This window comes from Hanstruepera flava (genome assembly GCF_023634025.1).
GTDB classification, from domain to species: domain Bacteria; phylum Bacteroidota; class Bacteroidia; order Flavobacteriales; family Flavobacteriaceae; genus Hanstruepera; species Hanstruepera flava.
In genome coordinates this window covers 522,030-538,745 of sequence record NZ_JALJCW010000001.1, presented here as the reverse complement: position 1 = coordinate 538,745, position 16,716 = coordinate 522,030, and the positions used below count along the sequence as shown (strand labels likewise).

Here is a 16,716-nt window from a genome sequence, read left to right as displayed (position 1 = left end):
TCTTTAGCAAAGATAAAAGTATTATTATGAAACCAATTCAATTATCGTGCATTATATTCTTGATTCAATTGTTTTCTTGCCAAGAAAAATTAAAAACAGAAATTGAAGTTAAAAAGGTAACGCCTAAACAGTACATTACCATTTTGGGTATAGCTCAAGATGCCGGTTACCCACAAATAGATTGTAGTAAATCCTGTTGCCAATCATATCATGATGGATTAGAAACAAGAAAATTGGTCTCGTGCTTGGGTTTAGTTGATTTGGAATCTAAAAAAAATGGTTGTTTGATGCTACACCAGATATTACAGAGCAGGTTGAAAATTTAAAAACTAACCATTTAAATAATAATAAAGTTATTGATGGTGTGTTTTTAACCCATGCCCATATTGGGCATTATACTGGTTTAATGTATTTTGGGAGAGAGGCTATTGGAGGAAAAAGCATACCTGTTTACGCCATGCCAAGAATGAAGTCGTACATTGAGAATAACGGACAGTGGAGTCAATTGATTACGTTAAAAAACATTGATATTAGTCCGCTGCATAATGATTCTACGATTGTTTTGAACTCTAACTTAAGGGTTACACCTTTTTTAGTGCCGCATCGGGATGAGTTTTCAGAAACAGTTGGTTATAAAATAGAAGGTAAAACCAAATCTGCTTTATTTATACCAGACATCGATAAATGGGATGTTTGGGAACGAGATATTATAGATGAAGTCAATCAGGTTGATTATGCGTTTTTGGATGCTTCTTTTTTTGCTGATGGTGAGTTGGAGCGCGATATGAGCAAAATACCGCATCCATTTACCAGTGAGACGACCACGTTGTTTGAAAATGAATCCGAGGCTACTAAAAATAAAATCCATTTTATTCACTTCAATCATACAAATCCTGCAATTAAGGATTCCCATCCGTTGAAAGATAGTATTCAAAATTTAGGCTTTCGTTTCCCAAAAGAAGGTAGTGTATTTGAATTATAGGCTGTTAGATAATTATTAAATATGCGGCAAATTTTTTGAATATTTCGTAATTTTGCCGCACTAAAAAATCAGATCAATAATCCATGAAACAAGTAGCACCATATAAACCAAAACATAAAGTCAGAATTGTAACAGCAGCCTCCTTATTTGATGGTCATGACGCTTCAATTAATATTATGCGTCGAATTATTCAAGCTACAGGTGTTGAAGTTATTCATTTAGGTCATGATAGAAGTGTAGAAGAAGTTGTCAACACGGCCATTCAGGAAGATGCTAATGCTATTTGTTTAACGTCATACCAAGGTGGTCATAATGAATATTTTAAATACATGCATGACCTTTTAAAAGAAAGGGGAGCTGGTCATATTAAAATCTTCGGAGGAGGAGGAGGTGTTATTTTACCTTCAGAAATAAAAGAACTCATGGACTACGGAATAGATCGTATCTATTCACCAGATGATGGTCGTGAAATGGGCTTACAGGGTATGATAAATGATTTGGTTGAACAATCTGATTTTGCTATTGGCGACTCGCTTAATGGAGAAGTGAAGACATTAGCAAATAAAAATCCAAGAGATATAGCACGTGTTATTTCATCTGCTGAAAATTTTCCAGACGTCGCGAAAGATGCGTTAGATGAAATTCACATGAAGAATAAAAATTCAGTAACACCCGTATTAGGAATAACTGGTACTGGTGGTGCTGGGAAATCTTCTTTAGTTGATGAATTGGTTCGTCGTTTTTTAATTGATTTTCCGGAAAAAACAGTGGGTTTAATTTCGGTCGATCCATCAAAACGTAAAACAGGAGGAGCCCTTTTAGGTGATAGAATTCGTATGAACGCCATTAATTCACCACGTGTTTATATGCGCAGTTTAGCAACGCGTCAATCTAATTTGGCTTTGTCAAAATACGTTAATGAAGCTGTGGAAGTTTTAAAAGCTGCTGAATTCGATTTAATAATTCTTGAAACTTCAGGTATTGGTCAATCTGATACAGAAATTATTGAACATTCTGATTTGTCACTTTATGTTATGACACCTGAATTTGGTGCAGCTACACAATTAGAAAAGATTGATATGCTTGATTTTGCTGATTTAGTAGCTATAAACAAGTTTGATAAACGCGGTTCTCTGGATGCCTTACGCGATGTGAAAAAACAATACATGCGTAACAATAATCTTTGGGATACACCACAAGATGAATTGCCTGTATTTGGAACTATTGCGTCTCAATTTAACGATCCAGGGATGAATACGCTTTACAAAGCAGTTATGGATAAGTTGGTTGAGAAAACAGATGCTGATTTAAAATCTACTTTCCATATTTCTAATGAAATGAGCGAAAAGATTTTTGTTATTCCACCAGCTAGAACGCGTTACTTATCAGAAATTGCCGAGAATAATCGTGCTTACGATAAAACTGCCAATGAACAAGTTGAGGTAGCTCAAAAACTATATGGTATTTATAAAACTATTTGTTCTGTTGCTAATGTTGCTTCAAGTGCAGTCGAAAAGTCTATTATAATTAAATCGGGTTTAAATCAAGATGAGATTTTGAATCAAGTTCAGAATGACAGCGATAAGGACTTTTTAAAACTATTACTTAAAGAATTTGATCGTGTTAAATTAAATCTAGACCCATATAACTGGGAAGTTATTACTGGTTGGGATGAAAAAGTCAATAAATACAAAAATCCAGTTTATTCTTTTAAAGTTCGTGATAAGGAGATTAAGCTAGAAACGCATACTGAATCGCTTTCACATACCCAGATCCCTAAAGTAGCTTTACCAAAGTATCAAGCTTGGGGTGATATTTTACGATGGACCTTACAAGAAAATGTGCCTGGTGAGTTTCCTTATGCTTCTGGTTTATATCCTTTTAAACGAACAGGAGAAGATCCTGCTAGAATGTTTGCAGGTGAGGGTGGTCCAGAACGTACTAACAAACGTTTCCATTATGTGAGTCAAGGTATGCCAGCAAAGCGTTTATCTACAGCTTTTGATAGTGTAACTTTATATGGTAACGACCCAGATTACAGACCAGATATCTATGGTAAAATTGGAAATGCTGGTGTTAGTATTTGTTGTTTAGATGATGCTAAAAAATTATATTCTGGTTTCAATTTAGCAGATGTCATGACATCAGTAAGTATGACCATTAATGGACCTGCACCCATGTTACTTGGCTTCTTTATGAATGCAGCCATAGATCAGCAATGTGAGATTTATATTAAGGAAAAAGGTCTTGAAAAAGCGGTTGAGGAAAAAATCAACAAAATTTATAAGGAGAAAGGTGTAGAACGACCAAAATATAATGGTGATTTGCCAGAGGGTAATGATGGATTAGGATTAATGCTATTAGGCGTAACAGGTGATCAAGTATTACCAGAAAAGGTTTATAATGACATTAAAGTTAAAACCATTGCTCAAGTTAGAGGAACGGTTCAAGCCGATATTTTAAAAGAAGACCAAGCGCAGAACACTTGTATATTCTCAACCGAATTTGCCTTACGTTTAATGGGTGATGTTCAAGAATATTTCATTGAAAATAATGTGCGGAACTTTTATTCAGTTTCCATTTCTGGGTATCATATAGCTGAAGCAGGCGCCAATCCTATTTCGCAATTGGCATTTACTTTAGCAAACGGATTTACTTACGTAGAATATTATCTGTCTCGAGGTATGGATATCAATAAGTTTGGTCCAAACTTATCGTTCTTTTTCTCAAACGGAATCGATCCTGAATATGCTGTTATAGGTCGTGTGGCCAGAAAAATTTGGGCAAAAGCCTTAAAACATAAATATGGCGCCAATCCACGTGCCCAAATGTTGAAATATCATATTCAAACATCTGGTCGCAGTTTACATGCACAAGAAATTGACTTCAACGATATTCGTACAACGCTTCAAGCCTTGTATGCCATTTACGATAACTGTAATTCGTTACATACCAATGCTTACGATGAAGCCATTACAACACCTACTGAAGAAAGTGTACGTCGTGCTATGGCCATTCAGTTAATTATAAATAAAGAACTAGGTTTGGCCAAAAATGAAAACCCAATACAAGGCTCGTTTATTATCGAAGAATTAACTGATTTGGTTGAAGAAGCTGTCTTGGCTGAATTTGATAGAATTACAGAACGTGGTGGTGTTTTAGGAGCTATGGAAACCATGTACCAACGTAGCAAGATACAAGAAGAAAGCTTGTATTACGAAACTTTGAAACACAATGGTCAATTCCCGATTATTGGTGTGAATACATTCTTAAGTTCTAAAGGTTCTCCAACGGTTCAACCAGCTGAAGTAATTCGTGCCACAGAAGAAGAAAAAGAACACCAAATTAAAACTTTGGAAAATCTTCATAAAGGAAATGATACCAAAGCATTATTGAAAGACTTACAAATGAAAGCCATTAACAATCAGAATATTTTTGAAGCCTTAATGGATGTTTGTAAAGTGTGTTCTTTGGGTCAAATTACTGAAGCTTTGTTTGAAGTAGGAGGACAGTATCGAAGAAATATGTAAATCTATTAAAACAACTTTTTATAACGTCAACATCCAGCTACGTTGTAACTTTTTAAACGTTTTTAATTCAGAATTCAAAAGCGGAAGATAGTCTTTGCCATTGCTATTACATTGCTCTAAACGTTTTATGTTTTTGTTGAGTAAGTAGGTTAGTCGCTTAACCGATGCCATATGTTTGTACTTTTTATCGGAATGGCGCTCTTGTTCTGCTTTAACAATCTCTGGAGCTAAAGACACTGATTGTTGTACAATATCACCTGAAAAATAAATGTGACTGTTTTCTGATCCATCTTCTAATAAAGATGATAGATCTTGATTTAAATACGTAGAAATACTTCTGGACAATGTAATAATTTCCATAGCCTTTTGATAAATAGGCAGGTAGTACAGATTTGATGGAATATTCGGTAACATGTTTCTAATAGCAATTTCATCAAAATTAGTGACAAGAAAGTATATTTTGCTTTAGTTATTAAGGTAAAATTGTATATTTGATTTAATTATTAAGTTATTTACATATAATTACTTTAAAATGAGTATTGATTCGCTTAACTGGAAAATTTTAACCTGTTTACAGCAAAATGCGCGGCTCTCGAACGCCGAAATTGGGAGGCAAGTTGGTATAAGTTCGCCAGCGGTTTCTGAACGTATAAAAAAAATGGAAGACCTTGGAATTATTCAAGATTACCACACAACCGTCTCGCCATTTGAAGCAGGCTATCAACTAAAGGCTTTAATAACCATTCGGGCTTTTATGGGTATGCTAAAACCATTTTTGGATAAGGTTAAAACTTATGATGAGGTTATTAACTGTTATCGTATTACAGGCAATGAAAACATTGTTATGGAAGTCGTCTTAAAAAACCAAAAACATTTGGAGGCTTTTATTGACCAACTTATTGTATATGGTGAGACCAAAACACAAATTGTGCTCTCTCATGTTATTAAACATAACCCTGTTAAGCCGCTGAAATAGTATTAACATATCATGGTTCTCGATACAATTTTTCGTTCCTCAAAATCACTCGAACTGACGTCTACTTATTGTTTAGATAGTTTAATAAGCTTATAATAGATTAATTTAGTCTTCATCTTCTTCAAATTCATTAAAAGGAAGATCATCATCAGAATCATGGTCGTCGTAATTAATTCCAGGTGGATTAAACAAACCCCAACGATCTATCATATAATTCCAAGGGTCGAATGTTTTTACCCATTCAGCAAATAAAACTCTGAATTCTTCCATCTCATTTCGCAATACTTCTAAATATTCGATGTCTTTAAACCCAAAATGCTCTAAAGTTGATAAATCGGTTAAGATATCTCTGGCAGCCTTTCTAATTATGGTCGCATGTTCCATTTTTATATCATAAAAAACATCTTCGTCAGAAGCTTCTACAATGTTCGACGGAATAGGCAATGAGTTATCGACAAGATAGTTTATACTGTCATCTATCATTTTGCCATCTTCTTCAGTTTCAAAGAACATCTCTTATTCCATAGTAATTTCAACAATGGAATCAACGAGTGTTCTGATACTTTCGGCCTTTTGAAATATTGGTAGATTTTCCCAAGGTCTATCCATAACTTAATTCATTTTTAGCTTTTAAATATCGCTTTAATATCCATAATAACAAAGCACAAATGATACCAAGCCCAGTCATAATGTACCATGTATTATCAAAACCAATATTATCAACCAATTGCATACCAGCATTATGACCAAAAATATGTGCAATAGAAAACGAAATGGTGTAGAGCGCCATGTATTCCCCTTGATTACCCTTTTTAGCACGTTCCATGGCGAATGCGTTAGAAAATGGAAACGCAATCATTTCGCCTATGGTCATAAACAACATACCTATCAATAATACACCTATCCAACTAGTCAAGTTTAATACTAAAAAACTCAAGGCTGTTAAAAATGCACCCACTAACATGAGTGTTGCTTTTGAGTTTTTGGTATTCTCCAACCATTTGATAAGCGGCATTTCCAAAATAAAAATAAACGCACCATTTAAGCCCAAAAGCATGCCGATTTCCAATTCGGTAAGCAAGTGTACATCTTTGTAGTAAATAGGCATTGTTGAAAAATATTGCAGGAATATGATTCCAAACAGTGTCATTGATACCAAGAATATCCAGAAAGCTTTGTCTTTATAAGCTGATTGCGGATTCTCGTTTATTATTGTGTCCAATGGCTTTGCTTTTTTTGGATGTAGTACTCTAATTAATAATAGTGTTGCCAAAACACACGTAATACCATCTACCCAAAATAGGCCTGAATAGTTCATTGTGGTAATAATCAAGCCTCCTATTGCAGGGCCTGCTGAAAACCCTAGATTAATAGCCAGGCGGATAAGTGTAACACTTCGTGTTTTATTTTCTGGCTTGCTATAGGCACTTAATGCTACAAACATAGCAGGACGAAACATATCAGCCACAAGCATTACGAGAAATATACCCAAACAAATAGAGACAAAAGTGTTTAAAAACTGTAAACCAATAAAAAGAATACCTGTAGTTAAAAGACTTCTAACCATAACTTTGTAATATCCTATTTTGTCGGTTAGCTTACCTCCAAGCCAGGATCCAGCAAAAGAACCCAAGCCAAAGGCAGTCATAATCCAACCAACATCTTTAGGCTCAAAATGTAAATCTTCGGTTAGGTATAGAGATAAAAATGGAATAACCATTGTCCCGGCTCGGTTTATTAGTGTTATAAGAGCGAGCCACCAAATCTCTTTAGAGAGGCCTTTAAAAGTGTTTAAATAGTTAAAGTATAGTTTCTTCATTTTTTGATTGCATGTTATAAAAATAAAAAGTCCGACGGTTACGTCGGACTTTTCTATATTGATTAATTATATGTTTATATCATCATAATATATAGCCAGTCCAACATCTTTCCCAAGAGGTTTGTCTTTGCGTATATTTTACGATATAGTTGTTCATTGTTTTCTAAAATGTTAACCAAAACTAGGTAAAAAAACTTTAAGTTGTATTTTTGAAGTCATAAAATTTTTAAAATGAAACAAATCCTTATACTATTTCTGGCTATTACAACCTTTGCCTGTGCTCAAGATAAACAACCCATTTTAGGTGAAACTGATTGGCAAAAAAAAATGAATGCTGATTTTAAAGATGCTACAAAATCGCCATTAAAAGATAAGGATAGAAAAGATTTTAAAGGTTTGGATTTTTTTAAGTTCGATTCTGCTTATGTTGTTAAGGCGACTTTAAAACGAACACCAGACGAGAAGCCCTTTAAAATGAAGACAACAACTGAACGATTGGCCAATTATGTTAAATACGGCACAATTGTTTTTGAATTAAACGGAAAAGAGCACGAACTTAATATTTATCAAAATCTAGACTTGTTAAAAAAACCTGGATATGAAGATTATCTGTTCTTACCTTTTTTAGACCATACCAATGGCGAGGATAGTTATTCTGGAGGTAGATATGTGGAGGCTAGAATTCCGGAAGGTGATATAATTCAAATAGATTTCAATACGGCTTATAATCCGTATTGTGCTTATAACGAGAAATACTCTTGTCCTATTGTACCTAGAGAAAATACGCTGTATACACGCGTTGAAGCTGGTGTAAAGGCTTTTAAAAAGCATTAACTGACCTTACTTTACTAAAAACATTCCAAAGAATACTGCTAGAAAACCAATGGCAAAACTTGCGATGGTGTAAATAGCAAAGCTTGTAAAATCCCCCGATTTCAACATAACATGGTTTTCGTAAGCGAAGGTTGAGAACGTTGTGAATCCACCACAAAAACCTGTTGCCAAAATTAATGTTTGACTGGAGTTAAGTGCATCATTTTTTACAGCTAACCCGAGAATAATTCCAATAAGTAGACTTCCTATAATATTAGCAGCGAAGGTGCCATAAGGAATCCCTGTTTCAGTACTGTTTAAGAGTTTTCCTAATATATAACGCAGAACACTACCTACACCACCTCCAATGAAAACTAAAATTAAATTCTTCATTTATTCTGCTAAAGCGATATATATTTCTGTTACCCAGTCAGCAGGATTAGGAGTAGATCCAGGGTCGGTTAGATATACTTCTAACATAGGTCCTGATTCTGCAATGGTTAGTTGATAGTTTTCAATATACTCAAAAGTTTTATCCCAAGCCTCTTTTAAGTTTTCGTAATCTCCAGTTAACGTCGTTCTAACGGCTTTGAATGGTTCTAATTGTCCAGTTAATATATCACTTTCAGTAGTTATAACTTGTGCTGTTGTTGGGATACAGCAAGAGAACATCACTGCATTGTTAGCCTCATCCCATTTGTGATACAAAACAAAAGGAGCTCCAGCCATTGGGATTTTATTTTTCATGGCATAATTACCAATTTTAGGCATCATTTGCTGCATTTGTGTTTTAAAATCACTCATTTTGCTTGATGTGGTATTGTAAATATAGTAACCACCACTATGATTTGTAACACCCTGAACATTTATATTGTAAACGCTCATTGATGCCATAACAATACTATCTAATTTTTCTAACCCTCGTTCATAATCTGGCCCTATCATATTATCAAATCCACCATTTAGAAGTGCACTCGCTTTAAAAACAAAAGGTACATTGTTACTGTTCATTTTCCAGGTGACATTTGTTTTTCCATCTTCAGTAGGCTCAAGATTCCATGTTACTTGAGAAGGTTCAAAATCACCAAATTGTAATTCTTGGGTAATGGTATGTGGAGCATTTGTTTCTAAAGTTTTCATTCTGCCTTCACCATGCGAATCTATCCATGAAAATGCACCACCAACTCCATCGGTTTTGTCACTTAATGTTATGACGGTTTCAGGATCATTCTCAACCCAAGAAGACCAAGTTTCCCAATTTTTAAAGTCTATAACATTATTGTAAATTACCGCAGCAGGGGCATTAATGGTTCGAGATCGTTTTACTTCAAAGGAATTAGGTTGCACAGCTATATAGATTGAAATTCCTATAACTAGAATTAGAACTATAAATAAAATGTATTTTAATGCTTTCATCTTTGGTCATTGTAGTTTAACCAAAGATAGTTAATTTATTAAAGCTTTTTTAGAAAATATTCTTTACAGTATTGCTATTGAAACAGCCATTTTATGGTAACAATAAAGAGAATAAACGAAATAAAAGCAATAAGAACCCATAAGCTACCTTTGTAGTGTTTGTTGTGCAGTTTAATGTCTTTGCGGTAAGCATAAATAAGAGCAACTATAAAAGCTATTGCAAATAATACTCCAAAAACTAATTGCCCTTTTGTAAACATATCTTTAATTTTATGCAAAATTAATTAAAAAGAATAATACTTTCACTTTTGTGAAAGTTAAAACAAGTTTTAAATGAAAGAAAAAATAGAAGCCGTTAAAGCATTTCATACGGCATTTAAAATAGGTCATCGAGAAACACCAAAAGCCAATTTGGGTTTAGAGAAAAATATGTTGCGCTATAAGCTTATGCGCGAGGAAAATGAAGAATATTTAGAAGCGGCTAATGAAAATGATTTAGTTGAAGTGGCAGACGCGTTAGGCGATATGCTCTACATATTATGCGGCACCATTATCGAACATGGTTTGCAATATAAAATTGAAGAAGTCTTTAACGAAATTCAACGTAGTAATATGAGCAAATTGGGCGAGGATGGTGAACCCATTTATAGAGAGGATGGCAAAGTATTAAAGGGCCCAAATTATTTTAAGCCTAATATCGAGGCTATACTAGATAAATAAAAAAAGCAGCTCTTTAGCTGCTTTTTTTATAAGTTTAGACATCCAATCTCCAACCGTGTTTATCTTCTGTAAGATTATGTTGAATATTGAGTAGTTCTTGTTTTAATAAAGTAGCATAACTTTTTTCAACATCTGGTAATTCAAAAACCTTTTCTGCATGTTCAAAAGCTGAAATAGGACTAATAACAGCAGCGGTTCCAGTTCCAAAAATTTCTTTTAGTGTTCCGTTATTTGCAGCTTCTTTAACCTCACTAACACTTATACGTCTTACTTCAACGCTGATATCATTATCTTTGGCAAGTTGAATTATGCTTTTTCTAGTAATGCCATCAAGAATTCTATCGTTAGTTGGCGCAGTAATTAACGTGTCATTAATTCTGAAGAAAATATTCATGGTGCCAGCTTCTTCTAAATATTCATGTGTATTGGCATCTGTCCAGATAACTTGTTGGAAGCCTTTCTTTTGTGCAAGGCTTGTTGGATAAAATTGGGCAGCGTAATTACCTGCAGCTTTTGCAAAACCTACACCTCCATCGGCAGAGCGGCTATATTTTTCTGCAAATAGTACACGCACTTTTCCTGTATAATAAGCTTTTGCAGGCGAGCAGATAATCATAAAACGATATGTATTTGCTGGAGCAGCAGAAATTGCTGGTTCAATAGCTATAATAAAAGGTCTAATATAAAGCGAATTGCCAACACCAGATTTAATCCAAGCTTTATCTAGTTTCAGTAATTCGGTTAAGCCATTTAAAAAATACTGTTTTGGGAATTCTGGCATGGCAAGACGTGCAGCAGATTTATTAATTCGCTCATGGTTGTCTTCAGGTCTAAATAGGAAAACATTGTCTGAATTGTCCTTAAACGCCTTCATGCCTTCAAAAACAGCTTGACCATAATGGAACACGCGTGCAGATGGTTCGATAGTCATAGGTTGATAAGGCATAATCTTTGGTTGTTGCCATTCGCCATTAACAAAATCACAGACAAACATATGGTCGGTAAATACACGTCCAAAATCTATCTTATCAAAATCTACTTCATTTACCCTTGATTTCTCTACTTTAACTATATCGATTTCGTTAATCTTATGATCTACCATTTTTTTCTGTTTTTTAGTGCTGCAAAAATACTTAATTTCAATCTTTTTTAAAACATAATAATTACTTAAAAAAAGCGTATATTTGAGGTCGGAATTTTATATCAATATTGACTTATGAAAAATATTTTCTCTTTGCTTTTATTAGCTTTAATCATGGTTTCTTGCAAGAATAACGAACAAAAAACAGAAGTTGAAATTGTTGAACCTGAAACTAAAGAAATTGCCTATGCCTCTTTTGGAGATAAAATTGAAGCAGACAATGCGGTTGATGCATCTGTAATGGCCGAAAAGTTTAAGGCTATGCAAGTAGGTGATAGTGTATCCTCAAAAATGGTTGCCAAAGTTGATGAGGTATGCCAGGCTAAAGGCTGTTGGATGCGATTGGATTTAGGTAACGATGAGCAAGTAATGGTTAAATTTAAAGACTACGGGTTTTTTATGCCAAAAAATATTGCCGGAAAAGAGGTTATTATTAATGGGCAGGCTTATGTGTCAGAAGTATCTGTAGATGAGCAGAGACACTACGCTGAAGATGCAGGAAAATCAGAAGAAGAAATAGCAGAAATTACTGAACCAAAGCGTACCTATTCATTTATGGCCGACGGTGTGCTTTTAATTGAAGAATAGTGAAGTATTTAGTTCTTGTATTAAGTATATTTATTTTTTTTAGCTGTAAACAAAACGAGGAAACTCAAGAAACCGCTAAACAAGAAAAGATTGTTTATGATATGTATGAGCCATCTGAAATGGCTAATCTCATGAACCAAATGTATGCCCATAACTTAAAAGTCAAGAACGATATTTTGGCTGGAAATGTACCTTCAGAATTCCCATTGGATTTTTTAAAGATCCATTCAGCAGAAATGTCTGAATTTAAAGAGCGAAATGCTGTATTTCAAAGCTTTTCTGAATTGTTTATTGAAGCCGAAAAAGAAATTTATAATACAGAATCTACCGTTCCATTAGAAGAACGTTTCAACAAAACAGTCAACCTATGCATATCTTGTCATCAAACAGAATGTACAGGGCCAATACCTAGAATAAAAAAGCTATTAATAAAATAGTTTGAAGCGTCAAATAATCACCACAGCAGACGGTTCAAAAACCATACAAATAAAAGATTGGAATGAGCAATATCATTCTGTACATGGCGCCTTGAAAGAGGCGCAACATGTTTTTATAAAACACGGACTCCATTATTTTATCGACCTTTTTAAAGATTTAAACACACCAATATCAATATTAGAGATTGGTTTTGGAACGGGGTTGAATGCCTTTCTTACTTTACTAGAAGCCGAAGAAAAGGAAACTCCGATTGATTATGTAGGTGTTGAGGCTTATCCGGTTTTAGTTTATGAAGTTCAGGCGCTAAACTATCCTGAATTATTAAATAATGAGTGTTTTGGCAATACGTTTAATGAGTTGCATACTTGTGGTTGGGAAGAAAAGCATGTTATTTCGCCACACTTTAGTTTAACTAAAAGAAAGCAGAAGTTTCAAGATTTAAAAGATCAGAATCATTTCAACATTATTTATTATGATGCTTTTGGAGCCCGAGTCCAGCCCGAATTATGGACAGAAAATATTTTTAAAATAATGTACGATGCTTTAACAAAAAATGGTATTCTGGTTACTTATTCAGCCAAAGGAAGCGTAAGACGTGCCATGCAGGCTGTTGGTTTTACTGTCGAGCGGTTGGAAGGTCCTCCTGGAAAACGTGAAATGTTACGAGCCTCTAAAAAAGCCTAGGATTCGACGAATAGAGCGAGTTAAATGCTTCATGCTACGAAGTATTGTTAACTTTCGTTAAATCTGTTAAAGCTACATTAAACTATGGCTTTTTGGGCCATGCATTTCTTATCTTTATTAAAAATTGAATATGAAAGTTTTAATTACAGGAGCAACAGGCTTAATAGGAAAGTCTATTGTGTATCAATGTCATGCGCTAGGCTATTCTGTACATTATTTAACTACTTCAAAAGGTAAAATAGAAAATAGCCCTAATTATCGCGGTTTTTTTTGGAATCCAAAAATTGGTGATATTGATTCTAAATGTTTAGAGGGAGTTAATGCAATTATTAATTTGGCAGGTAGTACCATTGCCCAGCGTTGGACAGAAGCTAATAAAAATGAAATTTTAGAGAGTAGAATTAATAGCTTAAAAACATTGAACAGTTTATTAAGCCAACATACGCATTCGGTTACTCATATTATTTCAGCCAGTGCTATTGGAATTTACCCCAGTTCTGTTACTAATTTTTATGAAGAAGACTTTTCCGACGTTTCTGGTACCTTTTTAGGAGAAGTTGTTGTAAAATGGGAATTGGAAGCAGATACGTTTAAAGAGTTGGGATTAACAGTTTCAAAAATACGAATTGGCTTGGTTTTGGATGATAAGGAAGGTGCTTTGCCTCAAATTGCTAGACCAGTAAAATTAGGGCTTGGAGCGGCTTTTGGAAATGGCAATCAATGGCAGTCATGGATTCATAAGACTGATTTGTCAGCTATGTTTGTATACGTGCTCAATCATAAATTACCAGGTGTCTTTAATGGTGTAGCACCTAATCCTGTAACTAATTCAGAACTAACCAAATCAGTAGCTCGAACCCTTAAAAGACCTTTAATACTTCCCAATATTCCTCGATTTATTATGAAACTAATTTTAGGAGATATGCACATTTTGTTGTTTGAAAGTCAGCGTGTAAGCAGTAAAAAAATTGAGAATAAGGGCTTTCAGTTTAGCTATGCCAATTTAAAATCAAGTTTAGCTAATCTATTATAAAGAATAAAGCCGCTGTAAATTTACAGCGGCTTTATTGACAAAAATTTGTTGGCGCTAAGCTTTTTTATTAGCCGTAACTGAAATTTGTAGTTCAATATCGTCGTTTATAAATTTATCACCTAAATCATCAAAGAATGATTTTGATTTGAACTTAACATTCCATTTAGAACGATCAATAGTAAATGCTTCACTAGTAATTGTAACTGTATCACCATTTTCAGATACATTAACAGGAATTGTAACGTTGTTTTCAACATCTTTCATTTTTAAATTTCCAGAAAGCATAGCTTTTCCATCCTGCATTTCAAAAGCTGTTACCTCAAATGCTGAAGATGGGTATTGTTCTACATGAAAGAAATCATCACTCTTTAAGTGGCCTGTTAATTTAGCATTACCTTCGTCTTCAGCAGGGATGTCTGTAACTGTTATAGAACCCATGTCAATTAAGAAAGATCCACTCTCAATAGCATTATCATTCATGGTAAATACACCATTTTCTATTGCAATGGTTCCTGTGTGTGTTCCTGTTGGTTTAAATCCTTTCCACTTAATAGTAGAATTACCAGCGTCTACTAAATATTTTGTAGAAACAGCAGTAGTTTCAGCAGTTTCTTCAGCTACAGTAGTTTCAGCTTCTTTAGCCTTGTCTTTACAGTTTGTAAGTGCAAGGGCTAATATTGTTATTCCAGCAAATTTTAAAAATGTTTTAGTCATAATAATTTTCTTTTAGTGTTATAACACAAAAATACGTATTAGTAATCTAGATATTTCTAAAAAAAAACTTAAAAATTTTGAGTGACATTTTGACATTTTAATAATAATGGCAGTACTTTTGCTCGTCCATATAAGTATTGTATAAAAAGGAAATTACACATGAGCAAAAAAGATAAGAAGGAAGCAATTTCTGAAGAACAAATTTCTGAAAACCAAGTAGCAGAACAAGAGGAGAAGTCTGCTGAAGAGCAACTTGAAGAGGCTTTACAACAAGAAAAAGATAAGTTTTTAAGATTGTTTGCAGAGTTTGAAAATTATAAACGACGCACTGCAAAAGAACGTATTGAATTATTTAAAACGGCTAATGAAGATGTTATACAAGCTTTGTTGCCTATTTTAGATGATTTTGACAGAGCCTATTTGGAAATATCAAAAACAGAAGAAAAGGAGTTGCTTAAAGGTGTTGAGCTTATTAAAAATAAATTAAGAAATACTCTAAATCAAAAGGGATTGGAGGCTATAGAACTACAAGAAGGTGATACTTTTGATGCCGATATTCATGAGGCAGTAACACAAATCCCTGCTCCAAACGAAGATTTAAAAGGCAAAATAATTGATGTAATCGAAAAAGGTTACAAATTAGGTGACAAAACCATACGATTCCCTAAAGTAGTTATAGGACAATAAGACATGGCAAAACGAGATTATTACGACATATTAGGAGTAACCAAAAGTGCTTCAGATTCAGAAATAAAGAAAGCTTACCGAAAAATGGCTTTAAAGTATCATCCGGACAAAAACCCAGATGATAAAGAAGCCGAAGCTAAATTTAAGGAAGCGGCTGAAGCTTATGAAGTATTAAGTAATGCTGATAAAAAAGCGCGTTACGACCAATTTGGACACCAAGCTTTTGATGGTGCTGGAGGCTTTGGTGGAGGCGGCATGAATATGGACGATATATTCAGCCAGTTTGGGGATATTTTTGGAGGAGCCTTTGGCGGAAGCGGCGGATTCTCTGGTTTTGGCGGTGGATTTGGAGGCGGCGGACAACGTCGTGTTAAAGGCAGTAATCTTCGTATTCGTGTTAAATTAACTCTGGAAGATATAGCCAATGGTGTTGAGAAAAAGGTAAAAGTAAGACGTAAAGTTCAAGCTCCGGGAACAACATATAAAACATGTAGTACTTGTAATGGCTCGGGTCAGGTTACACGGGTTACCAATACGATTTTGGGACGCATGCAAACGGCATCAACCTGTAATGTTTGTGGTGGAGCAGGCCAGACTATTGATAAAAAACCAAGTGATGCTGATGCGCATGGCCTTATTGTTAAAGAAGAAACGGTTTCTATTAAAATACCTGCTGGAGTTGTAGATGGTATGCAACTAAAAGTTTCTGGTAAAGGAAATGAAGCGCCTGGAAATGGTATTTCAGGTGATTTACTAGTTGCTATAGAGGAAGAAAATCATCCAACACTACAGCGTGAAGGTGATAATTTACATTACGATTTATATGTTAGTTTGCCTGATGCAGTATTGGGAACTTCAAAGGAAATTGATACTGTTACTGGAAAAGTTCGTATAAAAATTGAACCAGGAGTCCAATCAGGTAAAATACTGCGTTTACGGGGTAAAGGTATTCCATCTATAAATGGTTATGGTAAAGGAGATCTACTTGTACATGTTAATGTTTGGACACCCAAAACATTAAATAAGCAACAAAAAGACTTTTTTGAAAGCATGAGAAATGACGAACATTTTGAACCGAAGCCAGAAATTGGTGACAAATCGTTTTTTGAGAAGGTGAAAGATATGTTTTCATAACTAGTCAATTTCTTGAACCCTATATAAATCCGCTTGTTTAG

General features: G+C 34.4%; 20 protein-coding genes. 12 read left to right on the top strand and 8 right to left on the bottom strand.

What is annotated here, in order from left to right:
• Window positions 1–26: 26 nt before the first annotated feature.
• The 3 genes from MTX13_RS02510 (at window position 27) to MTX13_RS02500 (ending at window position 4,512) form a co-directional block, all read left to right on the top strand.
• Window positions 27–326, top strand: coding sequence for a hypothetical protein (locus tag MTX13_RS02510; protein ID WP_250432842.1), 300 nt, complete (start codon window positions 27–29; stop codon window positions 324–326).
• Window positions 281–982: an MBL fold metallo-hydrolase gene (locus MTX13_RS02505; RefSeq protein ID WP_250432841.1), complete on the top strand. Its 702-nt coding sequence runs from the start codon at window positions 281–283 to the stop codon at window positions 980–982. The genes MTX13_RS02510 and MTX13_RS02505 overlap by 46 nt, the downstream gene beginning before the upstream one ends.
• Before the next feature lie 83 nt (window positions 983–1,065).
• The gene (locus MTX13_RS02500; protein ID WP_250432840.1) at window positions 1,066–4,512 is read left to right on the top strand and encodes a methylmalonyl-CoA mutase family protein; all 3,447 of its coding nucleotides are present in this window, start codon (window positions 1,066–1,068) and stop codon (window positions 4,510–4,512) included.
• 18 nt (window positions 4,513–4,530) lie between these two features.
• Here the strand turns inward: MTX13_RS02500 and MTX13_RS02495 are convergent, their stop codons facing one another.
• Complete coding sequence (locus MTX13_RS02495) at window positions 4,531–4,926, bottom strand: hypothetical protein (protein WP_250432839.1); 396 nt, start codon at window positions 4,924–4,926, stop codon at window positions 4,531–4,533.
• A 118-nt stretch (window positions 4,927–5,044) separates the two neighbouring features.
• Here MTX13_RS02495 and MTX13_RS02490 point away from each other — a divergent pair, with 118 nt between their 5' ends.
• A complete protein-coding gene (locus MTX13_RS02490; protein WP_250432838.1) occupies window positions 5,045–5,488 on the top strand; it encodes an Lrp/AsnC family transcriptional regulator in 444 nt (147 codons plus the stop codon).
• A 105-nt stretch (window positions 5,489–5,593) separates the two neighbouring features.
• On the opposite strand, the gene MTX13_RS02485 is transcribed toward MTX13_RS02490, so the two are convergent.
• Window positions 5,594–6,001, bottom strand: coding sequence for a hypothetical protein (locus MTX13_RS02485; RefSeq protein ID WP_250432837.1), 408 nt, complete (start codon window positions 5,999–6,001; stop codon window positions 5,594–5,596).
• A gap of 88 nt (window positions 6,002–6,089) precedes the next feature.
• Complete coding sequence (locus tag MTX13_RS02480; protein WP_250432836.1) at window positions 6,090–7,307, bottom strand: MDR family MFS transporter; 1,218 nt, start codon at window positions 7,305–7,307, stop codon at window positions 6,090–6,092.
• Window positions 7,308–7,538: 231 nt separating this feature from the next.
• On the opposite strand from MTX13_RS02480, the gene MTX13_RS02475 reads away from it, so the two are divergent.
• Window positions 7,539–8,141 carry a DUF1684 domain-containing protein gene (locus MTX13_RS02475; RefSeq protein WP_250432835.1) on the top strand — a complete coding sequence of 201 codons (603 nt, stop codon included), beginning with the start codon at window positions 7,539–7,541 and terminating at the stop codon, window positions 8,139–8,141.
• 6 nt (window positions 8,142–8,147) lie between these two features.
• On the opposite strand, the gene crcB is transcribed toward MTX13_RS02475, so the two are convergent.
• From crcB to MTX13_RS02460, 3 genes are all read right to left on the bottom strand, one after another.
• Window positions 8,148–8,513 carry a fluoride efflux transporter CrcB gene (crcB, locus tag MTX13_RS02470; RefSeq protein WP_250432834.1) on the bottom strand — a complete coding sequence of 122 codons (366 nt, stop codon included), beginning with the start codon at window positions 8,511–8,513 and terminating at the stop codon, window positions 8,148–8,150.
• The gene (locus tag MTX13_RS02465; RefSeq protein WP_250432833.1) at window positions 8,514–9,536 is read right to left on the bottom strand and encodes an SRPBCC family protein; all 1,023 of its coding nucleotides are present in this window, start codon (window positions 9,534–9,536) and stop codon (window positions 8,514–8,516) included.
• Window positions 9,537–9,610: 74 nt separating this feature from the next.
• Entirely contained in the window at window positions 9,611–9,796 is a 186-nt protein-coding gene (locus MTX13_RS02460; RefSeq protein ID WP_250432832.1) for a hypothetical protein, read from the bottom strand.
• A 73-nt stretch (window positions 9,797–9,869) separates the two neighbouring features.
• Between MTX13_RS02460 and MTX13_RS02455 the strand changes: the two genes are divergently transcribed.
• Complete coding sequence (locus MTX13_RS02455) at window positions 9,870–10,256, top strand: nucleoside triphosphate pyrophosphohydrolase family protein (RefSeq protein WP_250432831.1); 387 nt, start codon at window positions 9,870–9,872, stop codon at window positions 10,254–10,256.
• Window positions 10,257–10,290: 34 nt separating this feature from the next.
• Here MTX13_RS02455 and MTX13_RS02450 read toward each other — a convergent pair whose 3' ends face one another.
• Window positions 10,291–11,358 (bottom strand): branched-chain amino acid aminotransferase, encoded by a 1,068-nt coding sequence (locus MTX13_RS02450; protein WP_250432830.1) that lies wholly within the window; start codon window positions 11,356–11,358, stop codon window positions 10,291–10,293.
• 114 nt (window positions 11,359–11,472) lie between these two features.
• Between MTX13_RS02450 and MTX13_RS02445 the strand changes: the two genes are divergently transcribed.
• The 4 genes from MTX13_RS02445 (at window position 11,473) to MTX13_RS02430 (ending at window position 14,140) form a co-directional block, all read left to right on the top strand.
• The gene (locus MTX13_RS02445; protein ID WP_250432829.1) at window positions 11,473–11,985 is read left to right on the top strand and encodes a DUF4920 domain-containing protein; all 513 of its coding nucleotides are present in this window, start codon (window positions 11,473–11,475) and stop codon (window positions 11,983–11,985) included.
• Window positions 11,985–12,422 carry a hypothetical protein gene (locus MTX13_RS02440; protein ID WP_250432828.1) on the top strand — a complete coding sequence of 146 codons (438 nt, stop codon included), beginning with the start codon at window positions 11,985–11,987 and terminating at the stop codon, window positions 12,420–12,422. Before MTX13_RS02445 ends, MTX13_RS02440 begins: the two co-directional genes overlap by 1 nt.
• A gap of 1 nt (window position 12,423) precedes the next feature.
• On the top strand, window positions 12,424–13,107 hold the full coding sequence (gene mnmD, locus MTX13_RS02435; protein WP_250432827.1) for a tRNA (5-methylaminomethyl-2-thiouridine)(34)-methyltransferase MnmD: 684 nt from the start codon (window positions 12,424–12,426) through the stop codon (window positions 13,105–13,107).
• A gap of 130 nt (window positions 13,108–13,237) precedes the next feature.
• Window positions 13,238–14,140 carry a TIGR01777 family oxidoreductase gene (locus MTX13_RS02430; protein ID WP_250432826.1) on the top strand — a complete coding sequence of 301 codons (903 nt, stop codon included), beginning with the start codon at window positions 13,238–13,240 and terminating at the stop codon, window positions 14,138–14,140.
• 54 nt (window positions 14,141–14,194) lie between these two features.
• Here the strand turns inward: MTX13_RS02430 and MTX13_RS02425 are convergent, their stop codons facing one another.
• The gene (locus MTX13_RS02425; RefSeq protein WP_250432825.1) at window positions 14,195–14,854 is read right to left on the bottom strand and encodes a YceI family protein; all 660 of its coding nucleotides are present in this window, start codon (window positions 14,852–14,854) and stop codon (window positions 14,195–14,197) included.
• A gap of 159 nt (window positions 14,855–15,013) precedes the next feature.
• Here MTX13_RS02425 and MTX13_RS02420 point away from each other — a divergent pair, with 159 nt between their 5' ends.
• Together MTX13_RS02420 and dnaJ are read left to right on the top strand one after the other, a co-directional pair.
• On the top strand, window positions 15,014–15,541 hold the full coding sequence (locus MTX13_RS02420) for a nucleotide exchange factor GrpE (RefSeq protein ID WP_250432824.1): 528 nt from the start codon (window positions 15,014–15,016) through the stop codon (window positions 15,539–15,541).
• Between the two features lie 3 nt (window positions 15,542–15,544).
• The gene (dnaJ, locus tag MTX13_RS02415; protein WP_250432823.1) at window positions 15,545–16,675 is read left to right on the top strand and encodes a molecular chaperone DnaJ; all 1,131 of its coding nucleotides are present in this window, start codon (window positions 15,545–15,547) and stop codon (window positions 16,673–16,675) included.
• Window positions 16,676–16,716 lie beyond the last annotated feature (41 nt).